14 protein-coding genes and 1 pseudogene are annotated in these 23,933 nt (G+C 40.9%); 4 read left to right on the forward strand and 11 right to left on the reverse strand.

Annotation, left to right across the window (positions count from 1 at the left end; genetic code table 11):
- Positions 1–33 precede the first annotated feature (33 nt).
- The 8 genes from HWQ39_RS03370 to HWQ39_RS03405 all read right to left on the reverse strand — a co-directional run bounded on the left by HWQ39_RS03370 (position 34) and on the right by HWQ39_RS03405 (position 13,819).
- On the reverse strand, positions 34–3,192 hold the full coding sequence (locus HWQ39_RS03370; RefSeq protein WP_292841572.1) for a helicase-related protein: 3,159 nt from the start codon (positions 3,190–3,192) through the stop codon (positions 34–36).
- Positions 3,189–3,584, reverse strand: a complete 396-nt coding sequence (locus HWQ39_RS03375) for a type II toxin-antitoxin system VapC family toxin (protein ID WP_292841575.1) — start codon at positions 3,582–3,584, stop codon at positions 3,189–3,191. The genes HWQ39_RS03370 and HWQ39_RS03375 overlap by 4 nt, the downstream gene beginning before the upstream one ends.
- Entirely contained in the window at positions 3,584–3,871 is a 288-nt protein-coding gene (locus HWQ39_RS03380) for a hypothetical protein (RefSeq protein ID WP_292841578.1), read from the reverse strand. The genes HWQ39_RS03375 and HWQ39_RS03380 overlap by 1 nt, the downstream gene beginning before the upstream one ends.
- 77 nt (positions 3,872–3,948) lie before the next feature.
- A complete protein-coding gene (locus tag HWQ39_RS03385; protein WP_292841581.1) occupies positions 3,949–4,290 on the reverse strand; it encodes a hypothetical protein in 342 nt (113 codons plus the stop codon).
- 56 nt (positions 4,291–4,346) lie between these two features.
- Complete coding sequence (locus tag HWQ39_RS03390) at positions 4,347–7,208, reverse strand: DUF1156 domain-containing protein (RefSeq protein ID WP_292841584.1); 2,862 nt, start codon at positions 7,206–7,208, stop codon at positions 4,347–4,349.
- Between the two features lie 116 nt (positions 7,209–7,324).
- The gene (locus HWQ39_RS03395) at positions 7,325–7,753 is read right to left on the reverse strand and encodes a hypothetical protein (protein WP_015130210.1); all 429 of its coding nucleotides are present in this window, start codon (positions 7,751–7,753) and stop codon (positions 7,325–7,327) included.
- A gap of 1 nt (position 7,754) precedes the next feature.
- A complete protein-coding gene (locus HWQ39_RS03400) occupies positions 7,755–10,991 on the reverse strand; it encodes a DUF499 domain-containing protein (RefSeq protein WP_292841595.1) in 3,237 nt (1,078 codons plus the stop codon).
- A gap of 194 nt (positions 10,992–11,185) precedes the next feature.
- Entirely contained in the window at positions 11,186–13,819 is a 2,634-nt protein-coding gene (locus HWQ39_RS03405; RefSeq protein WP_292841598.1) for an ATP-binding protein, read from the reverse strand.
- A gap of 854 nt (positions 13,820–14,673) precedes the next feature.
- On the opposite strand from HWQ39_RS03405, the gene HWQ39_RS03410 reads away from it, so the two are divergent.
- The 3 genes from HWQ39_RS03410 to HWQ39_RS03420 are packed head-to-tail and all read left to right on the forward strand — an operon-like array spanning position 14,674 to position 20,186.
- Positions 14,674–15,168 carry a DUF262 domain-containing protein gene (locus HWQ39_RS03410; protein ID WP_292841601.1) on the forward strand — a complete coding sequence of 165 codons (495 nt, stop codon included), beginning with the start codon at positions 14,674–14,676 and terminating at the stop codon, positions 15,166–15,168.
- A gap of 51 nt (positions 15,169–15,219) precedes the next feature.
- A complete protein-coding gene (locus HWQ39_RS03415) occupies positions 15,220–18,651 on the forward strand; it encodes a serine/threonine-protein kinase (protein WP_292841604.1) in 3,432 nt (1,143 codons plus the stop codon).
- Positions 18,648–20,186, forward strand: coding sequence for a hypothetical protein (locus HWQ39_RS03420; protein ID WP_292841607.1), 1,539 nt, complete (start codon positions 18,648–18,650; stop codon positions 20,184–20,186). The genes HWQ39_RS03415 and HWQ39_RS03420 overlap by 4 nt, the downstream gene beginning before the upstream one ends.
- Before the next feature lie 610 nt (positions 20,187–20,796).
- Here the strand turns inward: HWQ39_RS03420 and HWQ39_RS03425 are convergent.
- A pseudogene (locus HWQ39_RS03425) lies at positions 20,797–21,048 on the reverse strand (transposase); the annotation flags it as partial.
- Positions 21,049–21,156: 108 nt separating this feature from the next.
- On the opposite strand from HWQ39_RS03425, the gene qatD reads away from it, so the two are divergent.
- A complete protein-coding gene (gene qatD, locus HWQ39_RS03430; RefSeq protein WP_292841610.1) occupies positions 21,157–21,918 on the forward strand; it encodes a Qat anti-phage system TatD family nuclease QatD in 762 nt (253 codons plus the stop codon).
- A gap of 27 nt (positions 21,919–21,945) precedes the next feature.
- Here qatD and qatC read toward each other — a convergent pair whose 3' ends face one another.
- The gene (qatC, locus tag HWQ39_RS03435) at positions 21,946–23,256 is read right to left on the reverse strand and encodes a Qat anti-phage system QueC-like protein QatC (protein WP_292841613.1); all 1,311 of its coding nucleotides are present in this window, start codon (positions 23,254–23,256) and stop codon (positions 21,946–21,948) included.
- Positions 23,253–23,933 (reverse strand): Qat anti-phage system associated protein QatB, encoded by a 681-nt coding sequence (gene qatB / locus HWQ39_RS03440; protein ID WP_292841616.1) that lies wholly within the window; start codon positions 23,931–23,933, stop codon positions 23,253–23,255. Before qatB ends, qatC begins: the two co-directional genes overlap by 4 nt.

Genomic DNA, 23,933 nt, shown 5'->3' on the forward strand with positions numbered 1-23,933 from the left:
TACGCCAGTAATATAAATGTTAAAATTGTATGCTCAAAAATTAATAGTTTGTAGCATTTTTTCAAACAAGGAATCGCCAAAATTCATTAAACGTAGGGAAGGCATTTCATCAAAAACATTAGGGTAAAAAGTAACTGTGTAATCCTGCCCTTTGTAATTCAGTTGCCAAGTACGTTCGCTCCTTTTCTCAAACTGCACACCACTGGCTTTTAAAATTGCTGAGTTGGTGAATAACTGCTCAATAATTTCTGGCGTAAAAGGAGTAGAGGGAATTGGTTTTTGAATTTCTGCTAAATCAGCGTCTAAGTCCATCGCTACCATTTCTTCAATTGCCAAACGAGGTGGTGGACTGTCTAACACAGAATCGAATTGAGACATTAAAACATCTTCTTCTTCTGGATCAGCACTCATAACAGCTCGTTCAATAAAGGTAGGGACTTGGGCTAGAATAGGCTGAAGATTACCAACAACAGTGGCAAAGGCATTAATGCGATCGCGCAATTTTCGATAAACCTTTGCTTCTACAGTGCCATCATAGTAAAAATTGTGGATTCGCACAGTCGGATACCTTTGTCCAATGCGGTCAATTCTCCCAATACGCTGTTCGACCCGCATCGGATTCCAAGGCATATCATAATTAATCAACACACCGCAATTTTGTAAATTCAACCCCTCGGAAGCAGATTCAGTACAGAGGAGAATTTTGATTTCATCTTGGCGAAATCGGCGTTTAATTTCTTCCTTGGGAACTAGACACCACTCCCCATTCTGGTACAATTCCCCACCACGACCTGAATAACAAGCTACTTGGCTACCGTACAACTCCTTCAATGTATCCCGTAGATAGTCCATCGTGTCAGTGTACTGGGTGAAAACGATCGCACTTTCTCGGTCAGTTAATTCTTGGCGTAAAATTTGAATAAAGCGAGAAAGCTTGCTATCTTCCCCAGTGTTTTCAAACTGCCGTAGTAAATCTTCAAGATATTGAATTTCCTGGGGGTCTACTGGTTCAAAGAAAGATTCCAGACCAGCAATCACTGCATCATCCTCATTATCCACATCTACTAAATCGTCGTCACTTAAAACGCTTCCCCGTTGAGTTAACAAATAATCCAAACGACGTTGCAGAGATGATTTGATAGCATAAAATGAACTGGTCAAACGTTTACGGTAAAGGGTCATCAAAAAACCCAAACAAGAACGCTGATCTATTTGTGCCAGTCGGTAAAAGTGACGTACATAGTCGCTGACAGCTACATAAAGCGGTACTTCCCGTTGGGGTTCCAGCGTAATAGCATTATCCTGCACAACTCTAGTAGGAATATCCCGCTCTAACAGTCCCCTCTGATAGTATTGTCGGAGAGTGTCGCGGGTGTGGCGGAACATCAAGTCTTTTAGGGGCGTGTTCACTGTCAAGTATTGGCGTGAGGTGTCGATAAAGTCTTCATCTGCCAATAGTTGTTTGTGATTGGAAATTTTCTTACCCCGTTGCCAAGTATCCTGCATTTTGTAAGCGAGGATGCGATCGCTTTTGGTCAAAAACTGCTCTAACCTAGAACAAGGTTGTCCGCCGCGCTGAAAATAATCGCTAGACATAACTTGCCAAAAATTAATTACTTCCTGCTTGACAGCAGCTTGTAGCGAGGCGAAATAATAGCAGAAGTTATCGCCATAACTCCAATGCCCCTGCAATCCCAGCAGGTTTAACAAATCAAAAACTTCTATGGCATCAATTTGCATGGGAGTTGCTGACAAAAGAATCAGGGATTTTGTCTTCTCCTTCAACTGTGCCATTAACTGTAACAAGCGATTGGGCGTTTCCTTGCGGTCTTGAGGACTCTTGCGACGTGCATGATGGGCTTCGTCTAAGATTACTAAATCCCAAGGTTCTGCTGATAATAGCTGATGCATTCTGTCAGTTCTCCGCACCAAATGAGAAGAAGCCAGAATTAAGTCTTGAGTATTCCAGGGATTAACTGCTGCGGGGATAGTCCGCTTGTAGGGGTCTTTAAATTCTGTAGATGTGTAACTCCAAAAATGCAGATTAAATTTTTCCCGTAGTTCTTCTTGCCATTGGGGTTGGACACTAGCAGGTGCTAAAATCAGTACCCGCTTCACTTTTTTGGACAACAGCAGATAACGCAGAATTAAACCAGTTTCAATTGTCTTTCCTAAACCAACTTCATCAGCGATGAGAAAACTTTGGGGAAAATTTTGAGCAACGCGGCGCAGGATTTTAATTTGGTGTGGCCAGGGGTGAATGGGAATTGATTTTAAACAAAAGTCCAAGCAGCCGGGATGTTCATGAATATTGGCAAGTTGAGTAAATGCCAACCGTTCTTCTTCACTTACTTCTGTACAAATAGCTGAAGAGTCTAGTTTTAGTTCCGGTTCTGGTTGTGCTTCTGGTTCTGATTCAGTTAATTCTATTTTTGTTAGAGGTCTAGAGTCAAATTCAGCCTGGGCATTCCAATCAGGTTTAGTAGATTTTGCGTAACGCAACAGCTTTTTCTGTACCGCCTCTGGAACTTCAAAGACTCGCACGTTAGGCGATACGTCATACCAAAGTTGCTCAAATCTCGCTACTTCTTCTTCAACTCTATCTAGTTCCCTCCCTCCCTCCCAAGAACAATAAACGTGAAAGGATTCTACATTCCTCTCCCAGCCACCGATAGATTCGTTATTGGAACCGTTAAATGCTAATTTCTCGCCCTTGCTATCAGTAAAAATGCCAACTTTTTCGTGAAATATATGCTGTGGGTCTAGTTGCTGTGTACTATCTTCAGGTAGTCCATTTTCTTTGAGAGGAATAGCAATTTTAATATCGAGATACTGGTTTTGAATTAACCAACTGAGAATTTCTAAGTGTTTGAGTTGGGCAAAACTTTCTGGTGGTTTTAAGTCTGCGTCTAGACGAGATAGCAATGCGTCTCGCAGTTCGTATCCCTGTTGAATTGCTTGTAAATCTTGGGGGCTAAACTGACAACCCATGATTAACCGCATTCGCCCTTTGTTGTGCAGCATTGCACCTAAACCCCGTGCAACTTTACTTAAAATGGCACTGCTAAAAAAACCTGCTTTCCGGTCATATTGAATGGCACACTCTAAAGCAGGAATGTAGAAATCAGTTATGGTGTTGTGGGTGTTGCTGGTGTAACTAATTTTCCAGGGATATTCACGCAGGTTTTTCAACTTTCTAACCAGTTATCTAATTTTAAGTTGGGGATATTGATAAAATCTTTGATATTGTTAGTAACAAGAATATCGTCACGAGAACGAGCTACAGCAGCAATCAAAGCATCAAATTCTCCGGTTGGTTTCCCAATTTTTCTGAGTTCGCTTTGAATCTTGCCAAATTCGATAGCTGCTTCTATTTCAAAAGGTTCTGCTGGTAAGAGTTCAGTGAACTGTGCTAATATCTCTAGATTCTTGGCTACCTGTTGAGAACAATAAACGCCTTTATATAGTTCTGAAACTACAATAATGGATAGATAGCACTGGCTGAAAAAGCGATTAAATTTAGTAACAGCTTGGGGATTTTCGTTCAGCAGTGCAATACAAATATTGGTATCTAGTAGATACATTAGCCGTTATCCCGATTATCAAGTGAGTCTAATGTTCTGCCTTGATAAGTATGGCGCTGTTGGTCAATTTCTGCAAATATTTCTGTTAATTCAGGTTGGTTCTTCCAAGCCCCGAATAATTGATTTAGTCTAGCTAGTCTCTCCTCGTCTGTTAATAGTAGTTGTGGCTCTGTAATTTGATTGGCAATAAATTCTACATCTATGATTATTTCTGTCCCATCGGGAATATTATTAAGTTGTTCTAATATTTCAATATTTTGACCACGTTTTATGCCTCTAACCTTCATGTTTGATTATCTCCTATAATTATTAGTTGACTGATGATTGATGATTGTTAGCAAAGAAAGTCATGATATAGCTTTTGTTAAGATTGGATAATTAATTTAGAAACTTTATCCGATAAATTTTGCTGACAAGCATCAAACCATTCTTGAATCAATTTATCTTTACCCTCTGGAACTTCATAAAATCTGAAAGACATACCACTACTTCTAGATATTCTGACAACTCCTGACAGGTCTAATATCTCCTGATTGATTTTAGCGGATATTTCTAATGGGATAGATACAGATTCGATTTCTCTGTTAGATGGGTATTCTGATAAAATTCCTCTGCTTTCTGCTGTTTTTTTCGCCAGTTCTAAATCTTTTAACGCCTCAGCTTGACCTGTAGATTTTAGCTCTACACTAAAATCATATTGATTCATTTGTTATTTCCTCCATTAATTAATTATGACAGTTGTCTGTTAACGGTCAACAGCCCTCAATCATCAGTCTCTAAATTCAAACTCATTTGTCCATAATTTAAAGATAGCTCAGGTTGCACATAAGACACTTTAGCTTTGATTTCATCCATAGCCAACCACAAATCTAATAACGCTTTTTCTTCAGTCAAGCGTTTCTTTTCATCACCAATGCGCGGAATTACTTTCAACGCTACTTCAAATGTCCGCATAAATAAATCGTTGCTAACTAAGCCAGTATTTTTGAGAAATCTACGGACTGGTTCTGTATTGTCTTCCTCTTGGTAAAGGGCGATAATGGCGTGGAGTCCATCAACTAAATATCTGGCAGAAAATTCAGTATCGGTGACGGAGAAGGCGCGTTTTTTCAAGCGTTGTTGCGGGGTGAGTAATTTACAGTAACCGCTTCCAGAATCGAGTAGTTTGTGTTTTTTGACTAAATCGGAGACATCAAAACCACCGACTGCTAAAGCGAGTTGTCTAGCTTCATCGAAGGGGAATTCTCGCGCTTCAAAGGTATCCCATGCCAGGATGTACCATTGGGTTAAGGGGTCGATACCGTTGAAGTCTTTACCTTCTAACAGATTTTGTAGTCGGTATTCGACTACTGCTTGGCGTACTTCTTCAAATGCTGCTTTGGGTTCAACTTGATTACCTGCACTGTCGAGGATGGAACTATATTTGGTAAACACACTCAAAGCTGAACCGAAAGCACTTAAGCACAAGTTTATACCAGGGGGTTTAATGCGGCGTTGCGGATCTGCTACTCTATCAGCAGCAGGACGAGAATCTTCAGTTAAGCTTTTTTCGAGTTCTGGTGCTTTTTCAAAGACGATATTTCGCACGTCAATTCGCACGTCATCCCACCAAGCTTGTTCGGCGTTAGGGTCGCGTTTGCGGCATACTAAAAGCACGGTGCTGGATACTGCGTTTTTCTGCGCTTGGTGCAAGTTTTGCGGGTTTTCGGTACTGACAGCCCATGATGCGGTAATCTCGAAACCAGCATCGATGAGGGATTTGGCTAAGACATCCCACGCGCCGGAGTCTTTGTGGTTGAATTGTACTGTCATTACGCCGTCGTCGCGGAGGACACGGTGATATTCAGCGAACGCCATCGCCATTTTTGCTTCGTAATCTTGGTTGGCGAGTTTTTCGGGGTTATCGCCCATGTTGCGGAAGCGGGAAGGATTAGCAACGGCTTCGCGGTCTTTGTCAGTGAGTTCTAGGTAGAATAATTCGGGGAAGATATCGCCGAGGGTGCGTTTTAGCCAAACGTAGAAAAAGTCTGAGAGTTCTGCGTATTGAATCGTAGCGTAGTAAGGTGGATCTGTGATAACTGCATCTACGGAATTATCAGAAATGTGAGTTAAGTTATCGGCTGATGCTGCATCGATTTTAATTGATTTTGGATCGTGTCGTTCAAGTCCAGGTATTTTAAATATATATTTAGTATCTAATAAATTACAGATTCCAGAATAATCTGAAACAGTACGATTACCTTCATAATTCCATAACAGACCCCAAATACTCGTTTCAGGGTAATTCCAAAATAAATTCAGTGAATGTTGTCCCATTGCTGGCTTAACTGAACCAGTTGCAGCATCTAGATGTGATAACCGTGAGTTTTTATCTATGCAGCGGTCTAATATAAGAGATAAATAAACTAAAATGGCTTCAGCTTTATCTCTATTGTAGTCAGCTAAAATTAGTAGTTTTGCCTCGTTAATAATTTCAATGTAAGTCGAAAGTATTAATAACTGACGACGGTTAAAACAGTCTTCATATTTGCGTAATCCATATTCGTAGTTACGAGGTGAATCATGCAGACCTGTACTAGTAGGCTCGCTTGGAATTAGATTGTTAATGGACAAATCTGAATATTTTTGTTTTAGATATTCTTCAGCCTTATCAATTCCTTCAAAATCTTGTTGCTCTGGCAATCTAAATTCTAAAACTGAACTACCCTTTTTATAAGCTACTGCATATAATTGATGCCCTAAATTATAGATAGATGAATAGCTTTTAATTATATCATCTTGAATTACATTGCCACAGTTAAAACACTTCCCAACACCTCTACTTAGTGTTGTTGTTGTATCTGGATCATATTCTTCATCATCTGTTTTAATAGTGGTTCCCTTACCTTTTACACCCTTAATTAATTCAAAATCAACACGCTTATTTTTCGGGTTAGGTATTGGTTTCACAGCACACCATCTATGCCAATTCTGTTTTTCAGAACGTCTATACAACCACCAATTAGGACTCAATGGAACAACAGACTCACAATTAGGACAAACAACTGTATGCGCCCATAAATAATTCTGCACAGTTTCCCCAGGTAAAGAAGGGAAAAATTCAGCTAACCTTTTCTCCGCTTCATCCCCTACCCACTTCACCCATTTATCAATATCCTGTTGCAAATCTGGGCCAAACTTTAGCGGATATTCCATCGCCGCCTTCATCGTCACCACCGCCACAGGATTTAAATCAGAAGCCAGCACATTTAACCCATATCTCGCCGCTTCAAACGGAATACTCCCACCACCTGCAAACGCATCTAAAATTGTGGGTGTGCGAGTTCCCCAAACCTTCTCGCAATAATCCTGTACCTTCTTAATTTGCACAGAATTAGGCGGCGTTTTATATAGCTTTACCTCCTTCCCCGGCACCAACCCCAGCAAATATTCAAATTCTTGCATTGTGATATCTGCTGGTAATATCGAAGCCAACACACTGGCGCGACTAAAAGACAATGGCTTACGCGAATACCAGCGATGTAAACCTTTAAATGGATTTCCCCCGTGTTCAAAATTAACTTGCTCATTTAATACCTGCACAGGCATCATTTTTTCAATAAAAACATCGGGGCGTTTAGGCATAATTCAAATTAATACGTAAAATTTGGAATTTACTATAGTAGCAAAATTAACAGATAAATATAAGTCACCGCCACATAAATTAAGTCCGCACAGACGGACTATAATTAACGAGAATATCAATCCCCCAAAAGGACTCTAATCGCTTTCAAAGCCTGATTACGTTTCCCATTGCTAATCTTGGCAAACCAGTAGTGCGATTCCTCATAACTCATGGCTCTAATCCCTTGAGCAATATTCGCAATGCGTTCTATTTTAGAAAGCGGTTGCAAAGTCTGAAACAATAATGCCAGATTTATCCCTGATTCCTCATTCAAAACATAAGGAGTTTGGCGATTGTGACTTAGGGTTTTGGGGTCATAATTATTCGCCTTCAAAGAATCATAAATTGCCTGTTTCACCTGAATTAAAGCATTGCCCTTTAAACGCCCAATTCTTTTAGCAGAAGGACGCTTTTTTTCACCGGCTTTTTTATAAGCACATTGATACAACTCCAGGGCAAAGTTATTGTTATCTGTAGGAACCACTCGCAATTGAAACTCTTGCATCTCAGTACGTTACTTTCGCCGTCAAATTCAGCCTGTCAACCGGATTACGATTCAGGGCTTGTTTGATATTACTGATTTCTGCGCCGTTTGGTTGCACTGGAGATGAAAATTCAAATACTAGCTTCAGCGACACGTCAGCTTTTACATCCGGGCTACTTAGCAAAGTGTTAACAGCCCCCTGAAAACTCTGAAATCCTTTAACTGGCCCTTGGTACTCTAACCTGATAAACTGTTCATTAACAGTAATAGTTGCCGTTTGGTCGATTTGCAAGGGTAGCTTGATCAACATAGGGAAAGCCGTCATCAACTTGCGGTAGTCCATTACTTGCCCAACGGAGATTTCCAACGACTGGATACCCTGAACTTGATTATCTTGGATGCGATCGCCTAATTCATTAAATACCCGATCTAGTGTTCCCTCCAAATCAAATTCTTCCGGTTTGGCTTTAAATAGAGGTGAATCATCCCACGAACCGTTCCCATCTTCGCCTGCGCTTGGTGTGCTGGGTGTCCCAGTACCATAAGGCAATATCTTGGCTTGGGTTTCCCTTTCTTCTACTTCGCCATTGCCGTAGTCAGCTACAATTTTGAAAGTTGTGGTTTTAGCGATCGCTGTCTCATGTTCATCGCTAGGGCGAAAATCCCCTGTAACCAAATTCCCATCTTGATACAGCTTAATCGTCAAAGCCCCCGATGCTTTCCACCGTATCCGCACAGGTTTTACCGATTCTGTACTGGACAAGACTTGAGCATTCAGTTCAATTTCTCGCGGTTTCGGTGGTTCCAGAATTCCCCGGCGGTAGAGTTCCATCCGTTCAGAAAATTCTATGGAGTCAGGTAGGGTAATTTTACCGTCATCGGTTTTAATAAACAGCTTTTCTCCTACTTTCATATCCCAGTTACCAGTCTGCAAACCTTGGCGGATGGTATCTCGCAGCTTTGAGATTTCGGCATCGACGAATATATTTAAACTCAAATCTTTGGCGAAAGCTTCTTTTAATGCTTTAGTTGTCCAATGGTTTAACCCAGACAGCCATACCTTCTGCAAAATATAAGCAGGGGCGTAGAATGGTGCGTCATCAGCACGAATTTTCTGACAATCTTTCAGTGCTTTTAAAATGACATCTTGTTGATTATTTTTACCCTTCACATCGCTAGAATCTTGGGCAGGAAGGGTATAGTGCATCAAACCCTTGGGAGCTTTTACTGGGTCATTAGCAGGGTAAAATAAATGGCGGTACGCATTTGTTAAAGATACTCTTACCCCTAAATCAAGAGAACCTTTTTTATCTTTGAGTTGTTTTTGCTGATTTTCTGATAAATCTTGCAAGCGATTGGGAGAATTTAGAATATTTTGAATAGCCCGAAACTCCCTAGCATTGTCAATTGCTCGTTCTAATTCTTGCCTGTTGGCAACTAAAAATAACAAACGATTTCTAAAAGTACGGAATTTACCCGACTCACCTGTTTCATTAAAAATTTTCTCCACCATTGGCGGTGGCCCTTCGGTAGTTACAGAAATAGTCGCCTCGTTAAAGTCAATTAAACACAGGGCAATACTATCGGACACGTCATCCACATCTGCTGGTGATTCCGGTGCAATAACTAAGGTGAGTAGTCTATTAGCAAAAATGGCATCGCGGCGACTTCGTAAATCATCCTTTGCCTCGGTAATTCCAACTTGAGCTTTTTCTTCGGCAATAATTTTATTGATTGATGGTTCTTCCTTGAAACGAGCCAGAGTTGTCATCGGATCATTTTCCAAGTACCAAGCAACTTCACTCAACCTTTCTAAGGCAGTATCAACAAAAGCAATTTCTAGCCCTGGTGTCAACAAAGACAAATTTAATTCGGCGCGACGAATACCCGCAGATATACCTTGAGTAATAGAGTGTAAAAAAATAGTCCGAGCTACCCAGGTTGAAAAGGGAGGTTTACCAGCAGCAATCCATTCTGCATCTTGTAACTGAGCGTGTGCCTCTCTACCATCTTTATTGTAAATGTCTGCTTGGATCGTAATCCGCATCAAAGGACGTTCCAAACGGGCAGTCAAATCGCTGGTGATTTCTTCTTCAATACCAACAGGAATATGGTGAGAATGAATTAGCGGTATCCATGCAGTAGTATCGTCCCACAGATAACGTATAACTCTAGCAAATAACCGCAAAGCGCCTCTGGTGCGTTGGAAGTTTGGGATGGAGGCAATCTTTTTAGTCAGCAGATTAAATAATTCTGGGTGGAAGGGATAACTCTGCTCGATACTGTCGGCATAGCGTGCATCTTTGCAACCATCTGGTAAATTAATCCGACTAGCTTTATAAGTTTGTAAATATTCTTTTGAAGCATTATTGGCAGCGTTAGCTTCAATGCTGCTGAACATCCTCTGTTTAACTATATTGTAAATTTCAATATCAGTGCTGGGTTTAATGATCCGCTCTTGCCTCGCGGTAGCGGAAATGGTTTCCCGGATTTCGGTGGTTTCTTCGCCAAAACTGTCAGTGGAGGAAGCCAGCGTGTAAACAAATACTAAATTATTACAAGATGCTGCTAAATCCATGAGGGCGAATAAAAAAGCAACTACCTGTCCAGCTAAGTTGCTATTACCAACTAGAGTAGCCTTGGCTTTTCTCAGGTATGAGGCAATTTCGTCGATGATAATGACTGTGGGTTGCCCTTGGATTATCCTTTCTAAAACCACTGTGCCTGGACTGACTCGCTGTTCGTCAGAACCTTTAAGCAAGCTATAACCTGCTACACCATTAATTTGATAAGCAATTTCTCCCCAAAGGGTATAAGTGGTAACGCCAGTGTCCGCATGGTAAACACCGTTAACTGGATCGAGGTCTTGGCAAGCTAAAGCAGCTGCTTGAATCGGTCGATCTGGAATTAAATTAATATTGTCAGTAAAACGGTCTAGTCCAGGAATCTCTCGTCCATGTTTAGCAATATGCCACAAAGCAATTTCATCGTGAGTTTTACCACCACCAAAGCTGGTTTCCAGTCGAATAATGGGGGAGCCGACAGCAGCACCTACCAACCGCCCGAACACTTCCGAGATTAGGGTTTTCAAACCATCGGTGGCAAATGTATTAGCGAAAAAGGCTGTGGGGTCTTGGTAGACTTGCGGCGCTTTCCCTTCCACAACCAGTCGTAGCTTGGCGGCGAATAAGTCAGAAGAGAGTTCCCCCTCTAAAATTTCTTCTCTAGGAATACAAGTTTTGAATACTGACGGAAGCATAGAAATATATTGACCGTTACTATTTGAGGGTTGACAGTCAATACCAACCGTCAACAACTTAGTGTTTTTAAAAATACACTTACTTATTTCAATTGATTAATTCTATACACAATTATGAGATTTTGGCACTGATTTAGGTCACAAACTACAAAAGTTCTTTGAATAGTTGTCATAAAAATCAGGCAATCGTAGACTTAAATTAATGATTCTAGTGATGTTGACCAGCTACAATTTCGTTGTGAGCAGCCTATATAAATACCTTTATAGCTTTTGTAAGCACTTGCTTGTTGCTTACATATTGAACAGTTAATATTCATGAATCTCATCAAAAGGGTTGTATCTTTTTCATTCATTTTCCTACGAGAATGTTTGGTATCTTTAGAACAAGTAATATAAGATCCATATTCAGTACGGCTATACCAGCGAGGTTGTCCGCAATCAGGGCATTGACCAAATGGATTTTCGCCTTGACTGATTTTAGTTGTTATGGAGCCTGGATCTTGTTCAGGTACTAAATGTAAAAAGCTATACAATAATTTTGTTGTTTGTGGTAAATCTATCCGAATAACTGGTGTTAATGGTGAATTCGGATTTAAGTATATCCACAAACACTTACGGTCAATACCAACTAAACCTATACTCGTATTAGCCTTATTATCCCAGAGACGAGTATTTTGTAGCCCAGTAGCAATAGAATTGCGGCTTTGACCCGTGATAAAAAATCGGACACTACGAGAATTACACTGCTTCAATGTGTCCAAAGGAAACTGATTGTTGCTAGTTGAGCTTGACCAATCTATGGCGATTTCTTCCTTAGTTGCAAGTAAGTCTAACTTTATTTGTTTTAAAGCATCTTGGCTTTTAGAAAAATAAGTTACTCCTGGTAAATCGCTGAGTGGTTGTAAAGCCCATGTGAGTGATTGGGTCTTAGCTTGAGCATATATACGGTCAACAAATTTACGAAAAATATTAAAAGAGTTAAGGGTTTTCTGAATATATTGATAATTAAATAAACCAATAAATTTACCTTGCGCTCTACTAACAGCAACATTGGCAAGTCGCATAGCTGTACTTTGCGTTCCACCTGTAACCAATTTTCCTGCCTTAGCTTGTGGTGAACCTTCAACAGCATCAAAAATAATCAGATTCTGTTCTGCCCCTTGAAAGCGATGAACTGTAGCTACTTTTACAGACTTGTCAGTAAGGTGCAAATCTTGCAGCAAACGTTGGATTAAACGTGCTTGGGCATTGTAAGGAGCAATGATACCGACGCTGAAATAATTAGTCTGGGTACTTTGGTAAGCTAGATTGACTGCTACTAAAGCTGAGATAATATTAAAACGGCTGTGAGACTGCTGTTCTTTAAAACAAAAAGCTGAAAGTTGGCTCAAGTCATACAAGATTAGGGCTGACCCAGGATGTGGCTGACTCTGGACAATCGGCATTGTCCTTTGCTCTACACCAGAGCCATCTTGCAGTTGACCATTGTAAAAAAGCTGATTTGGTATTTTAGAAATAGCTGGATTCATGCGGTACTGTGTTTTTAATAGCACCATGCGTGAGTCAATTTGACCATTATTTACCTTTTGAGTAATACCAGCTTCATCAAAGATATCTCGTTGTAGCCATTGCTCCGTTGCCTCTGTCTCTGCTTGTGAGATAGGCCCTAACTGGCGAAAGTCACCAAAAATAGCAATACGACGATTGGCCAGGGTGCTGACATAAGCACAGTGGGGAATATAAGCCATACTTGCCTCGTCCACTACTATGGCATCAAAACGGCGTTGGTAGATTTCTTTGGCGATCGCTGCCTTTGATAAGGTGCAGCCAACCACTGTTGCTTGTTTGATCAGTTCAGCTTCTTTCTGCTTCAACTGTTCTTTGAGGGGCTGCAATGCTTGTTTGACAGTGGCAATGTCATTTTGAATACTCTGGCGTTGCAGTTGGGTTAGCTTTTCCTGACGCGATCGCTTGACTAAATCTTTGCGTTGTTTTTCTAACCGTTCAATTTGCTCTATTAAGTTTGGATTCTGCCAACGTGCTACTCCTCTAACGTGTAACTGCGGAAACTCGTTTAGACTGCCAGGGGTGGCAACTCCATAGCGCAACACTAGCCCATTTTCATAAATAGGCGCACCTTGCAAATACTCAGCTACACTTTTCATAGCTGTATCAACAGCAGTGTTGCTATGAGCTACCACTAAAACTGACTCACCAGCTTGAACCAATGCAGCTACGGTGATTCCCAGAGTTTTAGTTTTTCCTGTTCCTGGTGGCCCCCAAATAAAACTAACTTGGCGATTAAGTACCTTGTCAACAGCAGATTTCTGATATTCATTGCAACCTATTGGTTTTTGTAGTCGTTGCTCAATTTGATTTAACAGTTTTTGGCTATTGCTTGTTGAAGAGTTGGTTTCACTTTTATCCCCTAGTAATATTTCTGCTAGGTTTCTATTAGCTCCCTTTAGATTAGAACTTTCTAGCAATCGCTTTTTAAGTTCTTCCAATAAAAACCAGGGAGAGGTATAGAGTATAGCTGTAGGAATTGAATCTCCTAAATTTTGCTGTAATGCCAAAATAATATCAAAGCCTTCAACAGAAACTAAAATTCCACTATATCTTTTGCTTTTATACTCTAAATCTACTGGAGTATCATCAGGGAAACGCAGTTCAGTATCTGTGGTAAGGGAATATATATATTGACCACCACGTTTACCTAAAAAGGAACCGTCGCTCAAAAAGGTTTTTTGTCCACCACTTTTTCGTAATGCTCTAATTTCATCGTCAAGTGCTTTATTAAACTTTTTTTGGTATTCTGTATAACTCATTAATGCAACCTGGAAATTCCTATAACTAGATTGGTAAAAAATTTGTCTAATGAATACGAGGTAAACCGTATTCGGTCAAGTACGGTAGAAGTGGCTTTATTCTTGCTCAGTAGGAAAAGTAAAGTCTTCATGAAGTAATTAGTGATGAAAACCGCTAAGTACTAAATTATACAGAATGCTCCGCGAATAACTGATATATGTGGATAAAACTAGTTACTCGCTTGACTACTTGACTAACTTAGAAACAGCGATCGCGTTTTAATTGCCACAGTACTTTTTCCACACACCAGTCAATGCTGTGGGTAGGATTGCGCCGTTACTCAAATTCAATTAATCGTTTGGCAGTAGCTACGTCGCCTTGAACCAGAGTCAAAAGCTTTTGCCATTTCCCTGTTTTGGGAATACTGAAGTAAATATTGCTGTTTGCGTTCTGACCTGCATACTAATTTTTTTCTAGTAGTTTGGTAGCGACTTTGAGTTTTTTGGTGTGCCTGTGTTAGTAGAAAAGCTAGGCGTAGAAAAAACGATATTAAAAATAGCCAAAAAAGTAGAATTTTAATTTCCATTGCCCGTGGAAGGTAAATGTTTAATTCCACCATGCGGTAAATTGATTACCTCAAGCATCAGAAATTCGCACATTTTATTTTGATGATGCAAAGCTAATTTACTCCAAAAATCCTAACCACACGGCTCTAAACATCAATGGCTTTCCCATTAGATTATTTGTAGTAAAAATCAATGTATAAAATTTATATATAAATCCGAAACTTTACTCAAGTTGCTAGTATATAGATTTCTCTATTTTGGTAGAAATATTTATACGGATGCAAGCTGAACATTAACTTGCATCTACAATGGCCAAAATTCTTTTCAAACAAATCACCTATTCGCTTACAAGTCTCATCCATGATATTGAACTTGGTGAGATTGGCTTACCTGATATTCAGCGTCTGTTTGTTTGGGAAGCTGCGAAAGTACGAGATTTGTTTGACTCAATGTATCAAGGCTTTCCAGTAGGTTACTTGTTGTTGTGGGCAACTGACCATCTCACCAATACTCGACATATAGGCACTACCTCCAAACAGGTTAAAACCCCTCGTCTACTGATCGTAGATGGGCAACAACGATTGACTTGCTTATATACTACTGTATTCAAAGGGCATAAAGTGCTAACCAAGGATTTTAAGGAAGTTCAGATTCAAATTGCCTTTCGCCCTGCGGATGCTAAGTTTGAGGTAGCAGATGCAGCCATTCAGCGAGATCCTGAATATATATTTAATACTTCCCAACTGTGGTCAGATTCTATTGATATTTTTGAGTTCGTAGACCATACCAAGAGATACTTGTGAGTTTTGCTTAGGTAAAGGGAATAATTAGCTTATCAGGTAAAATCTACAACCATGTCGCCTCGTATCATTAATGATCGCTACGCTTTATCTGCCAACCTGCGCTCTGGTGGTATGGCGGATGTCTACCAAGCCATTGACATGAAAGAAGGATTGCGACAGGTAGCAGTCAAAGTTTTCAAACATGGGCAAATTGAAGTAGACATCTTAGTTGAATCCTTCCGACGCGAAACTCAGGCACTCAGGGAGTTAAAGCATCCCAGCATTGTCGAGCTTTTTGATTCAGGACGAGATAAACAGACTGGAGAATATTTCTTGGTCTTAGAGTGGATGGAGAGAGATTTAGCGGTACTGCTGACAGAAACTCCATTAGAAGGATGGGATTCTTATTGGGAGAGGTTAGCTCTTCCAATACTAAATGCACTTGCATTTTCTCACGAGCGTAAATACGTTCATCGGGATCTCAAACCAAACAATATTCTAATTAGTAGTGATGGCAGGTTGAAACTGGCTGATTTTGGAATTTCCAAACTCAGGGGTTATTTTCGCCCAACTGTAACGTTAAGGGAATTTGTCTCTCGTCCCTTTACACCTCAAGAAGAAGATGACGGTTCTTACCCTTATACCCGTGATGTATTTAGTTTTGGGGTAATGACGCTGAAATGCTTGACTGAGGTTGATCTCGATTACAGTAGCTTTTCGAGTGCGATCGCTGCCCTTGATGCTCCCCCTGAAATCATCGAAATTATCGAACGTGCTGTCTCGAACGATCCTGCGGAACGGCAACCAAACGCAGAAGTATTATTAGCAGAGTTAGAAGCAATTCAGCAGAAGCGATCGCGCAAGCAAACAACCCGAAAATACTCCTGTTATCTCCAACTGACTCGTAATGCTGTGAGAAACCTTGAGAATGAGCTTCAGTTACCAGAGACGGAAATTCAGAAGGTTCTACTTGAGGACTTAAATGCTGGATGTGGCATTGCTAAGAAGTCAAGCAGTGGCACAAATGGACAATCTGCTGATAATCATTATTCAATTTTTGGCTTCTCTTACCGCTATTTAGTTGCAGCAGAGCAAGATTGTCTAGTTATAATCAATGCTCAAAGCTTTTCTAGTGTTGTCCTAGAACAAAACCGGGAACGATCCTGGCAACTGCCTTATGAATTCAAATTTGGAAAACCAATCGTTAAATGGGAAGCTGAGGATGTCATTAGAGAACTTCAACTGGGGGTTGAAGAGCATGAGGCAAATTTAAGGCAATCACGAGCGGAAGAGGAGAAACAACGTATCTTTCGAGTGTGGTGGGACATTCTCAGGGCGAAGACAGACTGGGAACAGAAGCGAGAAGAGCCGATTAAATACACAAGTGTTACACCTGATGGCAGTCGTGTCATTTTTCAAATTGCAGAATTACCAGAGTCAGACATTACCGGACAACCACGCCATGTGACACGTTCCAACGGATTTAGCATTTTGGGTGGAGACGTAGTGGAAGTGGTTGATGACAAACTGGTTCTGTACGTGAAATACGGTGAACCAGATCGCTTACCTCAAACAGGGGAACTGCGATTTGATACTCGCTTGGCTGAAATTGCCCTGAACCGCCAAAAAAATGCCCTAGATGCAATTCGGTACGATCGTGCTGTTCGCTCTGACTTACGAGAGTTACTAGCCAATCCTCAAGAAATTCAGGCCCCTACCTTGGATATCGAGATTAAATTCATCCAATTTTTGAATGAGTCTCAGAAGGAAGTTGTAAAAGCAGCCCTGTCAATACAAGACTTTCTGTTAGTTCAAGGGCCACCAGGAACAGGTAAAACAACGTTTATTACAGAAGTCATCCTGCAAACCCTTCAGCAGAACTCTGAAGCGCGAATTCTGCTAAGTTCTCAAACTCACGTTGCACTCGATAACGCATTGGAACGAATTCAAGAAAAAAACTCCAACTTGAAGCTGATTCGCATTGGCAATCATGAGCGGGTATCAGAAGGTGTTTACTCGTTGCTTTTGGAAGAACAAATGGGGAAGTGGCGGGAAAATGCGATCGCCCAAGGGCAACAGTTCCTCGCTAATTGGTCTGCACGTAGCGGAATTTCTCAGCAGGATTTGGAGAAAGCTGTTCTATTTCAAGAGTTGAAAAATATTGCCTTGAACCTAGAGTCTCTAAGAGTAGAACTGGCAAGCCGTAAGCAGGAGAGGGAAGATAATTTTTCCGCACTCAATGATGAAGGAAAACCCAAATCTCGACGACAGCGAAATGTACCAACGGACAGGGTGGAGGAGTTTCAGCGATTAGAAGAGGAAATCGAACAACTAGAGAAACAGGCAAAGGCTGCACGGGATGAGCAGAAACACAAAGCAAAACGTCTTCAAGAAATTACGCGCATCAAAACTATTGATGAATTGCTAAGACTATCAGCTGAAGAATTAGAGCAGAGGAGCAAGAGCTTGATTGATCCCAACTCACCTAATGCAAAAATCCTCCAACAGCTAATTAGTCTGCAAACACAATGGTTCGAGCAGTTTGGGCGCAATGAACGATTTAATGCACCTTTGATCAAGCGATCGCAAGTCGTTGCGGGAACTTGTATTGGCATCTCCAGAGAAATTTCTGACATTGAATTTGATCTATGCATTGTTGATGAGGCTTCTAAAGCAACCGCGACTGAAGTTTTAGTACCAATGGCGCGTTCAAAAAAATGGATACTGGTAGGCGATCCCAAACAACTACCACCGTTTCAAGATGAAGCCAGCCGAAATTCCGAATTTTTGGAAGAGTATGAATTGGCATCAGGGGACATTCAAGAAACCCTGTTTGATCGCTTGTTAAGAACCTTGCCAGATGCTTGCCGTAAGATGCTGGCAATTCAGCATCGAATGGTTGAGCCGATAGGAAAGTTGATCAGCACCTGCTTTTATGAAGGTCAGTTGGGTAGTAAGGGGCCTGCAATAGATAAAACTTTGAGTCAGGTTTTGCAACGACCTGTCACATGGTTGACTACCTCCAAGCTACAAAATAGCCGCGAACAAGTCCTTAAGTCTAGCTTTGAGAACTCCTGTGAAGTCAGAGTTATTGTTCAGTGGCTTAAACAACTTAACCGAGTTGCAGAAGAAGCTCAAAAACATTACACTGTAGCAGTTTTGAGCGGGTATGCAGCCCAACTGAAATTGCTCAATCGCGGCTTGGATGCAGAACAAAGTAGCCTAAAAGCTTTGACAATCGAGTGCAACACTGTTGATGCCTTTCAGGGGCGAGAAGCAGATATCGTTGTTTACTCGGTCACTCGCTCCAACAAAGATGGCAAAATTGGATTTCTCAAAGATGAAGCCAGACTAAATGTGGCGCTATCTAGAGGACGGGTTGGTTTGCTGATTGTTGGCGATCATCAATTTTGTCGAGCGTTAAGTCACAGTCCTCTACATAGTGTCCTGCACTACATTGAACAACACCCAGAAGATTGTATTCAGACGGAGCCAAACTTATGACCTGGGAAGAATTTACGTCTTTACATCTAGAAGACCTGCGTCGCTATGATAATCGTTCCGGGTTTGACCTGGTTTGCTGCCAGGAAGTTGGGCTGCCCGTCTACAAAATTACTGTTGAAGCTCTGACTCAGGTTCGTAAACCAATTCCGCCGATTGAGGAGTACGTTCTGAAGGCGATTAATGTTGGTCTTTCATCCGAAGAAGAAATTGCCGGATTTCTGGGTTTGGAATTACTAACGATCCGAGAAGCAATGGTCAATCTACGGGTGAGTGAAGACATTGATCTAATTGCTCCTGATGTTTCACAATTTCAGGTATGGAAGCTAACGAAAAAGGGAGAGAAAACTTTACAAGAAGCCAGAATTATTGTGCCAGAAGAACGAACTTTCGATATTAACTTTGATGGACTTTTGAGAATCCCGCGCTGGTATGGTCAATTAAACTCACGCTTGCTCAAGGCAAAAGATTTGCGCGACTTTAGCATTGTTGAAATTGAGCCTTCACCAAAACGTCCTCCAGAATTGTCCGACCTCAAGTTGAAGGATGTTGACGAAATTATTCAGCAGATTGAGAAGGATAGTAAAGCCAGAGTTCGTCAGGAGCGAGATTTACTGGCTTTGAAGGCGATTGATCGGAGACAACGCTTTTTTCAACCAGCTACTGCACTGGTCTTTAAAGCAAAAGAGAGTGATGAGATTCAGGTGGCATTTGTCATTGATGGTATTGTTTCCAGCGAACATGAGGCTGCCTTTGCTCGTGCGGATGGGGTAAAGAAACTCCGAATTGCTGAGACACTAAGTCAGAGTGAACCGCGAAGGCTGGCTGAAGAGATACTAGGGCGTGAGTTTGTCGCTCAGTCACCTGTTGACGAGATTGCAATTCTTAAAAAAGAGACGACTGCGGCTCAAGCCAAAATTCAAGCTCAGATTGAAACAACTCAGGAAAAGATTGAGCAGGCAGAGGACGATGAAGAGAAACAAGCGCTTTATCAACAACTTCAAGATGCGTTAAAGCAAATTGAGCAGCTTCAATTTCAACTCGATTCTGTGCTGGCAACAGTACCGATGCGCTGGTTAGACATGTACGAACATCGCCCCTTGCTAGAACAAGCCCTTAAGGATAGCCGAGAACGCCTGATGATCTTCTCACCTTGGATTCGGGCTAACTCGGTCAACCGTTGGTTTCTCCAGCAATTTGAGAATCTGCTAAAACGAGGAGTGCAAATTTTCATTGGGTATGGGTTAGGTGAGAAGGACGAAAAGCGCAGTTCAGCAGATATTCAAGCTGAGAAGAATCTGCAAAAGCTGGCAAGCCAATATTCCAAGAGCTTTACACTTAAACGACTTGGAGATACTCACGCCAAAATCCTCATTTCAGATACCAAATTTGCAGTCGCTACCAGCTTTAACTGGTTATCTTTCAAAGGGGAGCGCGATCGCACCTTCCGCGACGAGCGAGGGACGCTGGTTTCTGACTCGCACAAGATTGATGAGTTGTTTGATAATCTACTGAAGCGATTGACCGACGAATCATAGTGTAGCTTGAATTTCAGACAGTAATATGGGAATTTATGGATGGACGATGGATACTATGCAATGCAAGGGAAAGCAAAGTATGATTGATTTACTCAAAGAGAATTTAAAGCATTTTGAGGAGTATAAAGACTGCATTATAAAAGTGTGGCGTAATAATAACGTCATAATCAATTTAGTTATAGGTATAAAACAGGAGTCAGAATTCAGAATTCAGAATTCAGAATACTCTACCCATAAAGGGATAGAGTTTTAAGGCGAGAATATTTTAATTTTTTTTCGCCCACCAGGGGCGAGGTTTTAACCAATATTCATTACCCACTCGTACAGAATTCATACGCTCATTCTGACTCCTGAGTTCTGAATTCTTCTTATAAATATAAAATTTAATAGATAGAACTAAGTTAAAGGGCAGTTGCATTTTATTTTTTAATGTTTCAGCATTGGCTAACGAGCGCCATAAATCGCGCTCTTATGATTGTAGGATACTCCCTAAGCTACATTAATTACGACAATCGACACCAGACACACTTTTGGTGATCCTGTTCGAGGATGCTCCCAGTTGAGCGATCGCAAAAATACAGTTTACTTTTCACCCTCACTTGCCCGCGCTTTATCTAGCCAGCAAGAACCGTCGCTCAAGTAAATTTATCCTGGCACGACCGTACATTTGTCGTTTCAACATCTTCAATCGGTTGATGTGACCTTCAACAGGGCCATTGCTCACTGAAAGCGTTACACCCGCCTTGACAGCATCATAGTCTTCACGCAAACTTTTAGCAAAGTTGCGAAAAGGAGAAAGAATGCTATTGTCAGCCTGTGCCAGCCAAAGATCAAGTTGTTCAGGTTGTCGAGTACGCACCAGTTGGCATAGATGAGTCAAGGCGCAGCGATCTCCTCCGGTGAGGCGTAGCCCATCGATATAACCCTTTTTTGTCTATTTATAACTTTCAGCTTATACAGTTGCCTATTTATGACAGATTCATCAATTAATTCTGCTGATTTGGTTGACTTTCACTGTCACTTAGATTTGTATCCTAACTACTTGGAAGTTATCAGAGAATGTGAAGATTTACGCATTAAAACGCTCACAGTAACAAATGCTCCTTGTGTTTGGACTCAAAATAAAATGTTCCTTAAAGATTGCCAACATATTCGTGCAGCTTTAGGATTACATCCTCAACTAGCTCATGTACGAGCAGAAGAAATAAATTTGTTTGAGAAATACTTACCGGAAACTCGGTATGTAGGCGAGGTAGGACTAGATGGTTCTTCTGACTTCGTTAATACGTTGGAGATTCAACGTAAAGTCTTTCAGAAAATTTTGGAACTGTGTTCTTCTGCTCAAGGGAAAATATTAACAGTTCATAGCCGTCGAGCCACCCGCGAAGTTATTGAAATGATCGAAAACTATCTTCCCGCAGATAAAGGGCGTGTAGTTCTCCATTGGTTTACAGGTTCCTCAAAAGAAGCGTTAAGGGCAGTTGAAGCGGGATGCTACTTTTCTGTAAACATTAAGATGCTTGAATCTCCCCGTAGAAGAGCATTAGTAGAGTTACTACCAAAGGAACGAATTCTTACCGAGTCTGATGGGCCATTTGTAAAGTTAGGTAAATCTGTAATGTATCCCAGGGATATATGCAATTTGATTCAGAAATTAGCTGAACTCTGGTCAATTGATGAGAAAGCCGTTTTAAGAGCTATTAAAAATAATTTAAAACTTCTTTTATCATAGTAAACAATTTATTTTTATGACTTTTAACTACAAAGAAAAGAAATGGCGAACCTCTTCCATCCCTCGTAAATACACATCAGCATAATTCTTAACATCATCTGGTGGTAATGGGCCAGAACTTAAAACATTGAAAAGCGCACTATGAGGCTTGGCATATTGAAGTCTCTCTATTGCCATTTGAAAAGCTCGAAAGTCCCGCCCCATCTTACTATCAAAAGCAGGTGGATTTTTTAAAATGTCAACGGAATACATGCAATTATCTAGCTGTACGGAAGCTAAAGCAGCACGTCTAATAATACATGGAACACAATAGCCACAATGATTACTAGGACTGCCCTGCCGAAAACGGCCAGCTTCAGGATGTGAACACGACATACTTAAGTTTGCTGTGCTTTCTAGCACTTCCTTATTTTTTACATTTGCAAGCATTTCTCCCTTTGTAAAAAATTTATAAGGCAGTTCTATAGATGTAACTAATCCAAGGCTTGAAAGTATTTTTTGGTATAACGAAAGAAAATGTGGGTGTGTAGTGCGGGTACTGAGGCTTCCTATACGAGAATGTGTGAGTGGTACATTGAGAGAAATCAGTCCATTTTCAGCTACGACAAGTGGTTTTTGACCTGGAAAAAGATTAGCTACTAGTGTACCTAATACAAGGAATAAGATAGACCTAGAACGCATTGATGGCTCTCCCTTGCCACTTCCTCTTTTTGGGGGCTGCACATAAAATAGAAATGGTGTAATACGCTTACCATAGGTGGCTTGAAGTTTACTGAGTAATAATTGTTGTATGGATCTGGTAATACCAGCACCGTAATGACCTACAAGTGCAACATCTTTGCCTTCTTCAAGCAGATCGATCGCACCAATTAATGAATCAAGCCCACCAGAGAAAAGACTTATTGTATCTACATTTGAGGAATTTCTTCCTATTCCTTCCCAGTTATCCAACTGCTGTCTTTGTCTTAGTCGAAATTGCCAGCTATCACCTGTGAGAAAATTAAGCATCTCTTCCAAATGAGGAAGAGTTTGTGTCCAGCGATCCTGATTCAGAACTGGTATGTGGATTATAAAATCTCGTGTCCAGCGGTCTTCGCTTAAATTACGCTGAATTTTCAAATCTGCTGTATATATAGCAATTCCTAAGTTTAATAAGTCAACAACTTCAGAGGAAGGTGCTATAAATGCTTTATCTAAAATTTCGGTGAGTAGGTTATTCTTTATTAAGAAAGGGCTACCAGGATTATCAATCGAAGTGAATATTCTTGGCTCATTTGTTGGGATATCAGGTGTGTATTGATCTAAATATCCAACTCGAACAATAACGTTCCAACTCACTGAGCCTCCTCAAGAATACTATAGGCTTCAATAAATATCTTTTCGATAAATTGCTGACCTGATGAACCGTTCCAATCCATAGTGAGCACGTTTACTCCTTGCATATCTAATCGCACGCATTCACGTATATATTCTTTCATATCTCTCTCAAGACGAATTGCATCCTTAATTGAAACAGCTTTGCTCTCAAGTACAATTTCAAGCTCCCCAAGCCAACGATTGTAAATATAGCTACTCACTACTGTTTCAATGGCTTTTCCCACTTCCTGAGCACCCATTTGATCAAGCTTAGTGATATCACCACCATCTAAGACATACTGCTCATATAAGTTTTCAAGAGCTTCATTGACAGCCTTTCTTGCAATCGCTTCTTCCCTCGAAGAACCTACAGGTGCAAGAGCATTTGAAATTGCTGCAAAGACTGTTTCAGCATCTTTCCCCACAAATGTTGACAATCCAAGACTTTCAAGTGCTCCGTTAATTCCTCGATTTCCAACATTCGTGAGAAATTGACCTATAGCTGCTGTGGTAGAGCGACCAGTTCGAGAAGTCTTTGCTGCTTTTCTTGCTCCTCCTAATGCACGCACATAATTGCGCCCTGGCTTTGCAAAAACACTTCTCCCGCCTCCACTCGATACCGCTTTTCCAAGGCTTGTCTTGCTTGAACGCCAATTCAT

Source organism: Nostoc sp. NMS8, from assembly GCF_017115045.1.
GTDB lineage: Bacteria > Cyanobacteriota > Cyanobacteriia > Cyanobacteriales > Nostocaceae > Nostoc.

Coding starts and splice junctions, on each gene's coding strand:
- HWQ39_RS03375 (WP_292841575.1), bottom strand. CDS start 3,584: ATGTATCTACTAGATACCAATATTTGTATTGCACTGCTGAACGAAAAT.
- HWQ39_RS03380 (WP_292841578.1), bottom strand. CDS start 3,871: ATGAAGGTTAGAGGCATAAAACGTGGTCAAAATATTGAAATATTAGAA.
- HWQ39_RS03385 (WP_292841581.1), bottom strand. CDS start 4,290: ATGAATCAATATGATTTTAGTGTAGAGCTAAAATCTACAGGTCAAGCT.
- HWQ39_RS03390 (WP_292841584.1), bottom strand. CDS start 7,208: ATGCCTAAACGCCCCGATGTTTTTATTGAAAAAATGATGCCTGTGCAG.
- HWQ39_RS03395 (WP_015130210.1), bottom strand. CDS start 7,753: ATGCAAGAGTTTCAATTGCGAGTGGTTCCTACAGATAACAATAACTTT.
- HWQ39_RS03400 (WP_292841595.1), bottom strand. CDS start 10,991: ATGCTTCCGTCAGTATTCAAAACTTGTATTCCTAGAGAAGAAATTTTA.
- HWQ39_RS03405 (WP_292841598.1), bottom strand. CDS start 13,819: ATGAGTTATACAGAATACCAAAAAAAGTTTAATAAAGCACTTGACGAT.
- HWQ39_RS03410 (WP_292841601.1), top strand. CDS start 14,674: ATGGCCAAAATTCTTTTCAAACAAATCACCTATTCGCTTACAAGTCTC.
- HWQ39_RS03415 (WP_292841604.1), top strand. CDS start 15,220: ATGTCGCCTCGTATCATTAATGATCGCTACGCTTTATCTGCCAACCTG.
- HWQ39_RS03420 (WP_292841607.1), top strand. CDS start 18,648: ATGACCTGGGAAGAATTTACGTCTTTACATCTAGAAGACCTGCGTCGC.
- qatD (WP_292841610.1), top strand. CDS start 21,157: ATGACAGATTCATCAATTAATTCTGCTGATTTGGTTGACTTTCACTGT.
- qatB (WP_292841616.1), bottom strand. CDS start 23,933: ATGAATTGGCGTTCAAGCAAGACAAGCCTTGGAAAAGCGGTATCGAGT.